This is a genomic window from Pseudomonas putida S13.1.2 (assembly GCF_000498395.2).
Taxonomy (GTDB): domain Bacteria; phylum Pseudomonadota; class Gammaproteobacteria; order Pseudomonadales; family Pseudomonadaceae; genus Aquipseudomonas; species Aquipseudomonas putida_Q.
In genome coordinates this window covers 4,779,425-4,791,260 of record NZ_CP010979.1, presented here as the reverse complement: position 1 = coordinate 4,791,260, position 11,836 = coordinate 4,779,425, and the positions used below count along the sequence as shown (strand labels likewise).

The 11,836-nt window shown below is 62.1% G+C and carries 10 protein-coding genes; 3 read left to right on the top strand and 7 right to left on the bottom strand.

All coding sequences use genetic code 11. The annotated features are described in order from the left end of the window. Positions 1-305: 305 nt before the first annotated feature. The 3 genes from tcyN to tcyJ are packed head-to-tail and all read right to left on the bottom strand — an operon-like array spanning position 306 to position 2,526. On the bottom strand, positions 306-1,064 hold the full coding sequence (gene tcyN / locus N805_RS21220; protein WP_019472331.1) for an L-cystine ABC transporter ATP-binding protein TcyN: 759 nt from the start codon (positions 1,062-1,064) through the stop codon (positions 306-308). Positions 1,065-1,066: 2 nt separating this feature from the next. After that, positions 1,067-1,735 (bottom strand): cystine ABC transporter permease, encoded by a 669-nt coding sequence (tcyL, locus tag N805_RS21215; protein WP_016497537.1) that lies wholly within the window; start codon positions 1,733-1,735, stop codon positions 1,067-1,069. Beyond that, on the bottom strand, positions 1,732-2,526 hold the full coding sequence (gene tcyJ, locus N805_RS21210; protein WP_019472330.1) for a cystine ABC transporter substrate-binding protein: 795 nt from the start codon (positions 2,524-2,526) through the stop codon (positions 1,732-1,734). Before tcyJ ends, tcyL begins: the two co-directional genes overlap by 4 nt. Positions 2,527-2,934: 408 nt before the next feature. Here tcyJ and epsC point away from each other — a divergent pair, with 408 nt between their 5' ends. Continuing rightward, positions 2,935-3,867, top strand: a complete 933-nt coding sequence (gene epsC, locus N805_RS21205; RefSeq protein ID WP_019472329.1) for a serine O-acetyltransferase EpsC — start codon at positions 2,935-2,937, stop codon at positions 3,865-3,867. Positions 3,868-4,215: 348 nt separating this feature from the next. Then, the gene (gene betT, locus N805_RS21200; RefSeq protein ID WP_207911616.1) at positions 4,216-6,177 is read left to right on the top strand and encodes a choline BCCT transporter BetT; all 1,962 of its coding nucleotides are present in this window, start codon (positions 4,216-4,218) and stop codon (positions 6,175-6,177) included. A 133-nt stretch (positions 6,178-6,310) separates the two neighbouring features. On the opposite strand, the gene tauD is transcribed toward betT, so the two are convergent. Genes tauD through tauA form a run of 4 tightly spaced genes read right to left on the bottom strand, consistent with a single transcriptional unit; the run spans position 6,311 to position 9,802 of the window. Then, complete coding sequence (gene tauD, locus N805_RS21195; protein WP_019472327.1) at positions 6,311-7,144, bottom strand: taurine dioxygenase; 834 nt, start codon at positions 7,142-7,144, stop codon at positions 6,311-6,313. A gap of 48 nt (positions 7,145-7,192) precedes the next feature. Continuing rightward, entirely contained in the window at positions 7,193-8,032 is an 840-nt protein-coding gene (gene tauC, locus N805_RS21190) for a taurine ABC transporter permease TauC (RefSeq protein ID WP_019472326.1), read from the bottom strand. Then, complete coding sequence (gene tauB, locus N805_RS21185; RefSeq protein WP_016497543.1) at positions 8,029-8,817, bottom strand: taurine ABC transporter ATP-binding subunit; 789 nt, start codon at positions 8,815-8,817, stop codon at positions 8,029-8,031. Before tauB ends, tauC begins: the two co-directional genes overlap by 4 nt. Positions 8,818-8,830: 13 nt before the next feature. After that, positions 8,831-9,802, bottom strand: coding sequence for a taurine ABC transporter substrate-binding protein (gene tauA, locus N805_RS21180; RefSeq protein ID WP_019472325.1), 972 nt, complete (start codon positions 9,800-9,802; stop codon positions 8,831-8,833). A 643-nt stretch (positions 9,803-10,445) separates the two neighbouring features. Here tauA and N805_RS21175 point away from each other — a divergent pair. Then, complete coding sequence (locus tag N805_RS21175; protein ID WP_019472324.1) at positions 10,446-11,774, top strand: OprD family porin; 1,329 nt, start codon at positions 10,446-10,448, stop codon at positions 11,772-11,774. Positions 11,775-11,836: the final 62 nt, after the last annotated feature.

Here is an 11,836-nt window from a genome sequence, read left to right as displayed (position 1 = left end):
CTCAATGCCCTGGCGATACGCACTGGGGTGATTGTGATCCTGACCATTCCTGACCTCACAAAAAAGTTGTGTCGCTACAGCTGGTCGCGACAAAAGTGTGCTGGTCCGGTGGTCCGGTTTATATACCCTAATGCTTTATAAAAAGTTTATGAACTAACTCTTTGGAATATGTATAGAAGGATGGGATTTGCTTTTCATTTACTGGCCCTATCGCCGGCAAGCCAGCTCCTACAGGTACGCCACATCATTCGAGCCCTGTGATGTACCTGTGGGAGCTGGCTTGCCGGCGATAGGGCCGGAACAGGTTACTCGGAGGCAGCAGTACCGAGAAACTTGCGCAGAAACTGGCGGGTACGTTCTTCCTTCGGCGCCGCAAACAGTGCCTTGGCCTCGCCCTGTTCCACGATCACGCCCTTGTCGAAGAAGATCACCCGGTTCGCTACGTCGCGGGCAAAGCTCATCTCGTGGGTGACGATGATCATGGTGCGCTTCTCCTCGGCCAGGCCGCGGATGGTCGCCAGCACTTCACCCACCAGCTCCGGGTCCAGTGCCGAGGTGGGTTCGTCGAACAGGATCACCTCCGGCTCCATGGCCAGGGCGCGGGCGATGGCCACCCGTTGCTGCTGGCCCCCGGACAGGCGCCGTGGGTAGGCGTCTTCCTTGCCCGCCAGGCCGACCTTGGCCATCAGGCGCCGACCCAGCTCGATGGCTTGCTCGCGGGGCGTCTTCTTGACGATCACCGGCCCCTCGATCACGTTCTCCAGGGCGGTGCGATGGGGGAACAGGTTGAAGTTCTGGAAAACGAACCCGGCCTGCTGGCGCAAGCGGCGTATCGCACTTTGCTGGCCACCCAGCGGGCGGTTGGCATCGATGCTGATGGCGCCTATCTTGATCTGCCCGGCGTCTGGGGTTTCCAGCAGGTTCAGGCAGCGCAGGAAGGTGGTCTTGCCCGAGCCGCTGGGGCCGATGATGGCCACCACTTCGCCGGGCTGCACGGTCAGGTCGATGCCGTCGAGCACGGTCTGGCCCTTGAACCGCTTGGTCAGGCCTTTGACTTCAATCATGCTCATTGCTCCTGGTCATGCTGGTTGACCCGCGCTTCCATGCGGTTCTGGAAGTGCGCAAGGATGCTGCACAGCACCCAGTAGATGACCGCAACCGCCACGTACATGGTGAACACTTCGAAAGTGCGCGCGGTAATCAGCTGCGCCTGGCGGAACAGCTCGGGCACCTGGATGGTCGCCGCCAGGGCGGTGTCCTTGACCAGCGAGATGAAGCTGTTGCCCAGCGGCGGCAGGGCGGTGCGCAAGGCTTGGGGCAGGATCGCCCGGCGCATGGCCTGGACGCGGGTCATGCCGATACTGGCGGCAGCTTCCCACTGGCCACGGTCGATCGAGGAAATTGCAGCGCGCAGGATTTCGCAGATGTAGGCCGCCATGTTCAGCGACAGGCCGATCAGCGAAGCCGGGATGGGGTCGAGTTCGATGCCGATCTGCGGCATGCCGAAATAGATCACGAACAGCTGCACCAGCAGCGGCGTGCCGCGGAAGAACGACACGTAGATCCGCGCCAGCCAGTTCAGCGGCAAGATCTTAGACAGCCGCATCAGCGCCAGGGCAAAGCCCAGCAGCAGGCCGAAGAACATGCCGCCGACACTGAGCAGCACTGTATAACCCGCGCCCTTCAGCAGGAAGGGCGCGGAGTCGACAACGAGTTGCAGGCTTTCAGCAATCATTTGGTGACATCGGCACCGAAGTATTTTTCGGACAGCTTGGCCAGCGTGCCGTCAGCCTTGAGCTTGTCGATGGCCTTGTTGATGGCTGCCAGCAGTTCAGGCTCGCCCTTGCGCAGCGCCACGCCGCTTTCCAGGCGCGAGAAGGCATCGCCGGCCAGTTCGGTGTCTTTGGCTTTTTGCGCGTATTCCAGCGCGGCCAGGCGGTCGATCAGGATGGCGTCGATACGGCCGTTGCGCAGGTCGGCGAACTTGCTCGGGTCGTCTTCATAGGTGCGCACTTCGGCTTTCGGGACGTCTTGCTTGACCCACTGCTCGTAGTTGGTGCCCAGGCCCACGCCGACTTTCTTGCCGGCCAGGTCTTGCGCCGACTTGATGTTCAGCTGCTCGGCTTTCTTCTTCAGGATCAGGGCCTGGATACCCGAAACGGTGTAGGGCTCAGAGAAATCGTATTTCTTCTTGCGCTCCTCGGAGATGGTCACCTGATTGACCACCACGTCCAGGCGCTTGGATTCCAGCGCGGCAAGGATGCCATCCCACTTGGTCGGCTGGATCTTGGCCTTTACCCCCAGCTCCTTGGCCAGCAGTTCCGAAAGCTCCACCTCGAAGCCGGCCAGCTTGCCGTTCTCGTCCTGGAAGCTGAACGGGGGGTAGGTGCCCTCCAGGCCGACGTTGATCACGCCTTTTTCCTGGATGGTCTTCAACTGCTCGCCGGCGAAAGCCTGGCTGAGCAGGCCGGCACCCAGCAGGATGGCCAGGCTGGCGTTGAGTAGCGGTTTGGCGAATTTCGACATGTCAGAGCCCCGCGCTTGTTGTGTAAGTAGTGAGGTGGCGACTATAGAGTTGGCTTCTTAGGCCAGGAAATAATAAAAAATTATTTTGTTATTTCCTTTTTGATTTGTGTCAGGTGCTGGCTGCTTTGAGGGTAGGCGAGGATGCTCGCTCCGTCATCGCGGCTTATGCCTGACTTAGCGCAGGATGGAATAAAGCGTTGTTTTTTCCAAGGGACGGATTTGCCGTAGAGTGGGCTGTATGTAAGCAGGGTGGGCCACTTCGCGGGTAAATCGGATCGCCGCACCGCCGCCCCCACATTGGCCGCGCAGGCTTTGAATGCTGTGCAGTACCTGTGGGAGCGGGTTTACCCGCGAAAGGGCCTGACCTGCCGATAAAAATAGTTTGGCCGACTCAGGCAGGAGAAAACCGTGAGCGAACAACCTTCATCCGCGCACTGGCAGTTGCACAGCATTGTCACCGGCCTGCGCGGCGCCCGTGAGCACTGGCGCACCCGCAATGGCCGTAGCATTGGCGAGCAGGGCGGGCGCGAGTTGCCGTCGCGCGAAGCAATGCGGCAGATCCTGGAGCAACTGTGCGGCGCGTTGTTCCCCATGCGCCTTGGGCCTGTGGACCTGCGCGAAGAGAGTGAAGACTTCTACGTTGGCCATACCCTGGATGCCGCGCTGACCGCCTTGCTGACCCAGGCGCGCCTGGAGTTGCGCTATGCCGCCCGGCAAAGCAAGGCTGAACTGGCCAGCGTCGATGGCCATGCGTTGAAGCTGATCCAGGGCTTTGCTGCTGCGCTGCCGGAATTGCGGGTGCTGCTCGACACCGACGTGCTGGCCGCCTATCACGGCGACCCCGCCGCGCGCAGCGTCGATGAAGTGCTGCTGTGCTACCCGGGCATCCTCGCGATCATCCATCACCGCCTGGCGCATCACCTTTACCAGGCCGGCCTGCCGCTGCTGGCGCGGATCAGCTCGGAGCTGGCGCATTCGGCCACCGGTATCGACATCCACCCGGGGGCGCAGATCGGCCCGAGTTTCTTCATCGACCACGGCACCGGCGTGGTCATCGGCGAAACCGCGATCATCGGCGAGCGCGTGCGCATCTACCAGGCGGTGACCCTGGGCGCCAAGCGCTTCCCCAGCGATGAGTCGGGCACCCTGCACAAAGGCCTGCCGCGCCATCCGATTGTCGAGGACGATGTGGTGATCTATGCCGGGGCCACAGTGCTGGGGCGCATTACCATCGGCAAAGGTTCGACCATTGGTGGCAATGTGTGGCTGACCCGCAGTGTGCCTGCTGAAAGCAACATCACCCAGGCCAACCTGCAGCTGGATTGCCAGGACAAGAATTGATCTAGCATTTGCTTAGCCTGTACCGGCCCTTTCGCGGGTAAATCGGATCGCCGCACCGCCGCTCCCACAGGTACCCCACAAAGACTGAGGCTTGTGCAGTACCTGTGGGAGCGGGTTTACCCGCGAAAGGGCCGGTACAGGACAACACCAATCAGCGCCCCAATTCGCATTGAAATCCGATCCATGTTTAACTTGAACGCTTGTTCAATGTAAAAACGCTGGTCCGCTGCCGGTGTTCAACAGGAGGATTCCTTTGCTGAACCCGTTCATTCCGAACCTCACGTCATTCGACGAGGTGCACGCCCGATGAGTGCACCGAACCCTTCCGCCGCCAACGGCAAAATCCGCATGAACCCCCCGGTGTTCTACTTTGCGGCAAGTTTCATCCTCATCTTTGGCCTGGTGGTCATCTCCAACCCGCAAGCCGCAGGCGACTGGCTGCTGGCGGCGCAGAACTGGGCGGCCAACACGGTCGGCTGGTACTACATGTTGGCCATGACGCTGTACCTGGTCTTCGTGGTGGTCACCGCCTTGTCCGGCTACGGCAAGATCAAGCTCGGTGCCGACCACGACGAACCCGAGTTCAGTTACCTCTCGTGGGCCGGCATGCTGTTCGCCGCCGGCATCAGCATTACCCTGTTCTTCTTCTGTGTTTCCGAGCCGCTGACCCACATGCTGCAACCGCCCCAGGGCGAAGCGGGCACGGCCGAGGCCGGGCGCCAGGCGATGCAGATCCTGTTCCTGCACTGGGGCCTGCATGGCTGGGGCGTATTCGCCTTCGTCGGCATGGCGCTGGCCTATTTCGCCTACCGCCACAACCTGCCGCTGGCGTTGCGTTCGGCGTTGTACCCGCTGATCGGCAAGCGCATCAACGGCCCGATCGGCTACGCAGTGGATGGCTTCGGCATCATCGCCACGGTGTTCGGCCTGGGTGCCGACATGGGCTTTGGCGTACTGCACCTGAACGCAGGCCTGGACTACCTGTTCGGCATCAGCCACAGCCAGTGGGTACAGGTGATCCTCATCACCCTGATGATGGGCGCGGCAGTGGCCGTGGCCGTAGCCGGGGTGGAGAAGGGCGTGCGGGTGATGAGCGACATCAACCTGTTCCTGGCCTGCGCGTTGCTGTTGTTCGTGCTGTTTGCCGGGCCTACCCAGCACCTGTTCAACACGCTGATCCAGAACCTTGGTGATTACCTGGGCGCTCTGCCACGCAAGAGCTTCGATGTGTATGCCTACGGTGATAACCGCGACTGGCTGGGCGGCTGGACCGTGTTCTACTGGGCCTGGTGGATTGCCTGGGCACCGTTCGTGGGCCTGTTTATCGCCCGTATCTCCCGTGGCCGCACCATCCGCGAGTTCGTCTTTGGCGTACTGCTGATTCCGCTGGGCTTCACCCTGGCGTGGATGTCGATTTTCGGCAACAGCGCCCTCGACCAGGTGATCAACCACGGCATGACCGCGTTGGGCCAGTCGGCACTGGATAACCCGTCGATGAGCTTGTACCTGCTGCTGGAAACCTACCCGTGGAGCAAGGCGGTGATCGCCACCACGGTGTTCATCAGCTTCGTGTTCTTCGTGACCTCGGCCGACTCGGGCACCGTGGTGCTGTCGACCTTGTCGGCGAAGGGTGGCGACGCAGACGAGGACGGGCCGAACTGGCTGCGTATCTTCTGGGGCGCGATGACCGCGCTGATCACCAGCGCACTGCTGTTCGCCGGCAGCATCGATTCGCTGAAGTCGGCGGTGGTGCTGACCTCGTTGCCGTTCTCGCTGATTCTGCTGTGCATGATGTGGGGGCTGCACAAGGCGTTCTACCTGGAGTCGCAGCGGCAGATCGCGCAGATGCACTCGCTGGCCCCGTTCGCCCAGTCACGTCGCGGCCGTGGTGGCTGGCGCCAGCGCCTGAGCCAGGCGGTGCACTTCCCGTCGCGTGATGAGGTGTACCGCTTCATGGACGACGTGGTGCGCCCGGCGATTGCCGATGTGCGTGAGGTGTTCGAGCAGAAGGGCTTGGTGCTGATTACGCAGGACGACCCGAGCCACGACAACGTCAGCCTGAAGATTGGCCATGGCGAGGAACAGCCGTTCATTTACCAGGTGCAGATGCGTGGCTACTTCACGCCATCGTTCGCCCTGGGTGGGCTGGGTACGCAAGAGTTGAAGAACCGCCGCTATTACCGGGCGGAGGTGCACCTGAGCGAAGGCAGCCAGAACTATGACCTGGTGGGCTACAGCAAGGAGCAGATCATCAACGACATCCTCGACCAGTACGAGCGGCACATGCAGTACCTGCATCTGGTCCGTTAGATTGCCGGGGCCGCTTTGCGGCCCATCGCCGGCAAGCCAGCTCCCACAGGTAGCCCACAATCTTCAAACCTGTGGTAATCCTGTGGGAGCTGGCTTGCCGGCGATTGGAGGCCGAAGGCCTCCCATCGGACTATCAGAAGGGTGCATCCCCAAGGATGGTTGCCCGGTGCATCACCCGCCGGTTCGGCCGGTAATCATCCACCGCAAAATGCTGGGTCACGCGGTTGTCCCAGAACGCCACGTCATTCTCCTGCCAGCGCCAGCGAATGCTGAACTCCGGTCGCGTCGCATGGGCGAACAGCAGCCTCAGCAGCGCATCGCTTTCCAGTTCGCTCAGTTCATTGATGCGTGTCGTGAACCCCTCATTGACGAACAACGCCTTGCGCCCACTCACCGGATGCGTGCGCACCACCGGGTGCGACAGCGGCGGGTTGTTGCGCCGCGTGGCCTCCCAGCGCGCCAGGTCCTCCGGCGTGGTGCCAAAGCGCTCCAGCGGAAACGACTTGGTGAAGTCGTGGGTGGCGGTCAGCCCATCAAGCATCTCACGTAGCGGCGCCGACAAGGCTTCGAAGGCCGCAATGCCGCTGGCCCACAGGGTATCGCCACCGTAAGCCGGCAACTGCTTGGCGCTGAGCACCGCGCCCAGTGCCGGGGTCGGCAAAAAGGTCACGTCGGTGTGCCACACGGCGTTGTCGCGTACATCGGTGACCGCCGTGTCGAGTACCAGCACCTGCGGGGTTTCCGGCACGTTAGGGTAGATGGGGTGGATGTGCAGGTCACCGAAACGGGCAGCAAAGCGCGCCTGCTGCTCCGGGTTGATCGGCTGGTCGCGGAAGAACAGCACCTGATGCTGGAGCAGCGCCTGTTCGATGGCGTCGCGCTCTTCTGCAGTGATATCGCGGCTGATGTCCACGCCGCTGATCTGGGCACCGAGGGCCGGGCTGAGGGGGGTAACGGTCAGGCTCATGTCTTTTCTCGTGCTAGGCGCCGGGTTGCCGGCGTGGTCAGTCGGCAATCAGTGGCTCTGCCCATGCCAGGGCACCAGCTTGCGTTGCAGGGCACGCAGGCTCATTTCCAGGGCGAAGGCGATCAGGGCGATCAGCAAAATGCCCAGCACCACCACATCGGTGACCAGGAACTGCGCCGCCGATTGCACCATGAAGCCCAGGCCGCTTGTGGCGGCAATCAGCTCGGCGGCTACCAGTGTCGACCAGCCCACCCCCAGGCCGATGCGGATGCCGGTAAGGATGTCGGGCAACGCACTGGGCAGGATCACATGGCGAATCAGCTGGGCCTTGGTAGCGCCCAGCGACTGCGCCGCCCGCAGCTTGGCCGGGTCGACCGTGCGCACACCGGTGGCGGTGGCAATGGCGATCGGGGCGAAGATCGCCAGGTAGATCAGCAGCACCTTCGACAGCTCGCCGATACCGCACCAGATGACGATCAGCGGCAGGTAGGCCAGCGGCGGGATGGGCCGGTAGAACTCGATCAGCGGGTCGAGGATGCCGCGGGCCACGCGGTTGTAGCCGATGGCGATGCCGACCGGGATCGCGGTCAGGGTGGCGGCTACCAGCGCCAGGCCGATGCGGCCCAGGCTTGCGCCCAGGTGCTGCCACAGGCTGGCGTCCATGTAGCCTTGGGTCAGCAGGGTCCAGGCCCTGGCCAGGATGTCGCCGGGCGAAGGCAGGAACAGGGGCTCGATCCAGCCGGCGGCCGTCACCAGCCACCAGACCAGCAGCAGGCTGGCCAGGGTCAGGGTGCTGATCCAGCGAGTGGACAGTGGCCGGCGCAGCTTGGCGGCTGGCCGGGTTTGGGCGTTGTGTTTGCCGGCTACCGGCAGGTCCAGGCTGCTCATGCGCGCTCCTGCAGGCTTTGGCGTTGGGAGAACACCCGCGCCAGTACATGCTCGCGGGTTTCGATAAAGGCGGGGTCGGACTTGATGGCCCGGGCCGATTCGCCAGCCGCATAGCGCTGGCCGAAGTCCAGTTGCAGGCGTTCCACCACGCGCCCCGGGTTGGGCGCCAGCAGTACCAGTTCGCTGGCGAGGAACACCGCTTCTTCGATGTCGTGGGTAATCAGGAACACCGGCTTGGCGGTGCGTTGCCACACCTGCAGCAGCAGTTCCTGCATCTGTTCGCGGGTGAACGCGTCGAGGGCGCCGAACGGTTCGTCCATCAGCAATACCCGTGGGTCGGCTGCCAGCGCGCGGGCCAGGCCGACGCGCTGCTTCTGGCCACCGGACAATTGCCAGATGCGCCGCTCGCCGAAGCCATCGAGGTCGACGAGGGCGAGCATTTCACGGGCCTTGGCCTCACGCTGGGCGCGGGGTACACCGGCCAGTTCGAGGCCGAAGGCGACATTGCCCAGCACGTTCTGCCATGGCAGCAGGGCATCGTCCTGGAACACCACACCGCGCTCGGCACCAGGGCCCTGCACCGGTACGCCGTCGAGGGTGATACGCCCGCCGCTGGGGGCGACGAAGCCGGCGATCAGGTTGAGCAGCGAGGTCTTGCCGCTGCCGGACGGCCCCAGGGCCACCAGCAGCTGGCGTGGCCCCAGGCTCAGGTTGATGTCGGCCAGCACCGGGGTGCTGGCGCCAGGGTACTGTGCGCTGATGCGCTCCAGTTCGAGCAAGGCCATGACGGGCTCCGGATCAGTTTGGAAGGAACTTGGCGCTGACGTACGGCGAGTAGTCCGGCAGTACGGCGTCGACCTTGCCTTGCTGCTTGAGGAAGTTGGCCGTGTCGGTCAGTGCCTGGGTGGTCGGCGCGCCCAGCGCGTTGGCCTGGTCTGCGGCCAATGGGTAGACGTTGCCCTCCAGCAGCACCGGGATGTCGCTGGCTTTGGCGCCGGACAGCTTCACCAGCTTGTCTACGTTGCCCTTGTCGGCCAGCCAGGCTTTCGGGTCCTTGCGGTAGTCGGCGTAGGCGTCGAGGGTGACCTTGGCAAAGGCCTTGACCACCTCTGGGTGCTTCTCGGCGAAGTCCTTGCGCACAATCCAGGCATCGAAAGTGGGTGCGCCTTTCTGGGCCAGTTCGCCCGAGGTGATCAGCACCTTGCCGTTTTCCTTGGCCACGCCCAAGGCGGGGTCCCAGACGTAGGTGGCATCGATGTCACCGCGCTTCCAGGCGGCAATGATGGCCGGCGGCGCCAGGTTGAGGATCTGTACCTTGGACGGGTCGATGTTCCAGCTTTTCAGGGCGGCCAGCAGGCTGTAGTGGCCGGTGGAAACGAACGGCACGGCGACCTTCTTGCCGACCAGGTCTTGCGGGGTGTTGATGCTGTCGCGGGCGACCAGCGCTTCACCGGCGCCAATCTGGGTGGCGATGAGGAAGGTCTCGACCGGCAGCTTGCGGGTGGCGGCAGCGGCCAGCGGGCTGGAGCCCAGGTAGCCGATTTGCACGTCGCCGCTGGCCACCGCAGTGATCACGTCGGCACCGTTATCAAATTTGCGCCAGTCGATGCTGGCCTTGCTGGCTTTTTCGTAGTCGCCATCGACCTGTGCCACTTTGGCCGGGTCGACGGTGGTCTGGTAGGCCACGGTCAGGTCGGCGGCCTGTGCAAACCAGCTGGTGCTGGCGAGAGTCAGGGCGGCGAACAGGCGCAGCGGAGCGTGCGGGATCATGGTGAACCTCTCGTCAGGCAATCAGGGCGATGGATGGCGAGAGATTAAATGATCTAAGAATTGCCAAATAAATAACTTTTTAGAATTAGCTTAAAAGCCAAATGTCTGCCGCTGTGACGCGATCCCTGTAGGAGCGGCCTTGTGTCGCGAGAGGGCGCGAAGCGGCCTCAGGAATTCAGCTACGCCGCAGAAATTGCCGGGGCCGCTCTGCGGCCCATCGCGACACAAGGCCGCTCCTACAGGGATCGCGCAAGCCAGCGGGCGGGGAGATTCTGCCTCATGGCGAAATCAGGAGAGCCTGCTAGGCTTTTTCGACCCTATAGAACGATCCAGAATTAGGTTATGAGCAAACGTTTGCAAATAACCAGCGGTTATGACTGGTGCCGTTGCTACAACGTTTGGCTGTAAAGGTTCCAACCATATTCCTTAAAAATCTTACCAATTCATAAAACAGTCATTTTGGATTTATAGGATTGTCATTATCCTGTAGCGCAGGTGGCGCCTTAGACCAAAGTCGCGAAACGTTTAGAAACGATTGACTTAATGGTCACGCTTTGGGACTAAATCGCCAATCCACGGTGAGAAGGGGCAGCAGACCCCTCCGCCAGAGATACACAAAAATTAGAACGTAGAGGAGCAAAACATGTACAAGTCCAGCCTGGCCCTGGCCGTGGCACTGGGGGTTCTCGCCCAACAAGCAGGCGCTGCCGGTTTCGTCGAAGACAGCAAACTGTCGCTCAGCTCGCGCACCATGTACTTCAACAACGACAACCGTGATGGCGGTGCTGACAACCGCGAGTCGGGTCAGGGCTTCAAGCTCGACTACATCTCCGGCTTCACTGAAGGCACCGTTGGTTTCGGTGTCGATGCCCAGGCCCTGTGGGGTATCCACCTGGATGGTGGCCGTGGCAAGCACCCAGACAACAGCAGCTTCTTCCCGAGCGACAGCGACGGCTCGGCTGAAAGCCAGTGGGCTCGCGTTGGCGCCAACGCCAAGGCGCGTTTCTCGAAGACCGAAGTTCACTACGGTAGCGCCCTGGCGCCGAACCTGCCGATCCTGGTCTCCAACGATGGCCGTCTGCTGCCGCAAACCTTCGAGGGTGGCACCATCCAGTCGAAGGAAATCGACAATCTGACCATCAACGCCGGTCAGCTGACCCACGCCATGGGCCGTGCTTCGAGCAACCGTACCGGCCTGTCGGTAGCCGGTGCTACCCAGGACAGCAACAAGTTCCGTTACGGCGGCCTGGACTACAAGCTCACCCCAGACCTGACCCTGCAGTACTACTACTCGAACCTGGAAGACTTCTACAAGCAGCACTTCCTGGGCGCGACCCACGTGTTCAAGATTGCTGACGACCAGTCGTTCAAGACTGACCTGCGCTACTTCGACAGCAGCAGCGACGGTAAGAACGGCGAAGCCGGCTACCGCTTCAGCAACAACGGCGGTTATGCCAAGAACACTGGCGAGGTCGACAACAAGACCTGGTCCGCGATGTTCACCTACACCCTGGGTGGCCACTCGCTGATGCTCGGCCACCAGCGCGTCAATGACGACGGTGGTTTCGTCTGGCTGAACCAAGGCAACGTGGTTGACGGCAACGGCCGCAACGAAGGCGCCGGTGGTTCCAGCTTCTACCTGTTCACCGACAGCATGATCAACCAGTTCGCCAAGGCCGGTGAAAACACCACCTTCGGCCAGTACGCCTACGACTTCGCACGCCTGGGCGTGCCGGGCCTGAAGGCCTCGGTTGCCTACCTGAAGGGTGAAGACGGCAAGAACGCCAACGGCAACGGCACCTTCAGCGAATGGGAACGTGACGCTCGCGTCGACTACGTTATCCAGGAAGGCACCTTCAAGGGCCTGGGCGCCAGCTTGCGTCACGGCGTATACCGTGGCACCGGCACCAGCTCGCTGGCTGACCAGGATCAGACCCGTCTGATCTTCAACTACACTTACAACTTCCTGTAAGCCGTAGCTGAACAAGAAGCCTCGCTTGATGCGAGGCTTTTTTGTGCCTGCATTTTCGTATG

Bases quoted from the DNA above. Each gene is read 5' to 3' on its own strand.
- tcyN (WP_019472331.1), bottom strand. From the start codon at position 1,064: ATGATTGAAGTCAAAGGCCTGACCAAGCGGTTCAAGGGCCAGACCGTG.
- tcyL (WP_016497537.1), bottom strand. From the start codon at position 1,735: ATGATTGCTGAAAGCCTGCAACTCGTTGTCGACTCCGCGCCCTTCCTG.
- tcyJ (WP_019472330.1), bottom strand. From the start codon at position 2,526: ATGTCGAAATTCGCCAAACCGCTACTCAACGCCAGCCTGGCCATCCTG.
- betT (WP_207911616.1), top strand. From the start codon at position 4,216: ATGAACCCCCCGGTGTTCTACTTTGCGGCAAGTTTCATCCTCATCTTT.
- tauD (WP_019472327.1), bottom strand. From the start codon at position 7,144: ATGAGCCTGACCGTTACCCCCCTCAGCCCGGCCCTCGGTGCCCAGATC.
- tauC (WP_019472326.1), bottom strand. From the start codon at position 8,032: ATGAGCAGCCTGGACCTGCCGGTAGCCGGCAAACACAACGCCCAAACC.
- tauB (WP_016497543.1), bottom strand. From the start codon at position 8,817: ATGGCCTTGCTCGAACTGGAGCGCATCAGCGCACAGTACCCTGGCGCC.
- tauA (WP_019472325.1), bottom strand. From the start codon at position 9,802: ATGATCCCGCACGCTCCGCTGCGCCTGTTCGCCGCCCTGACTCTCGCC.
- N805_RS21175 (WP_019472324.1), top strand. From the start codon at position 10,446: ATGTACAAGTCCAGCCTGGCCCTGGCCGTGGCACTGGGGGTTCTCGCC.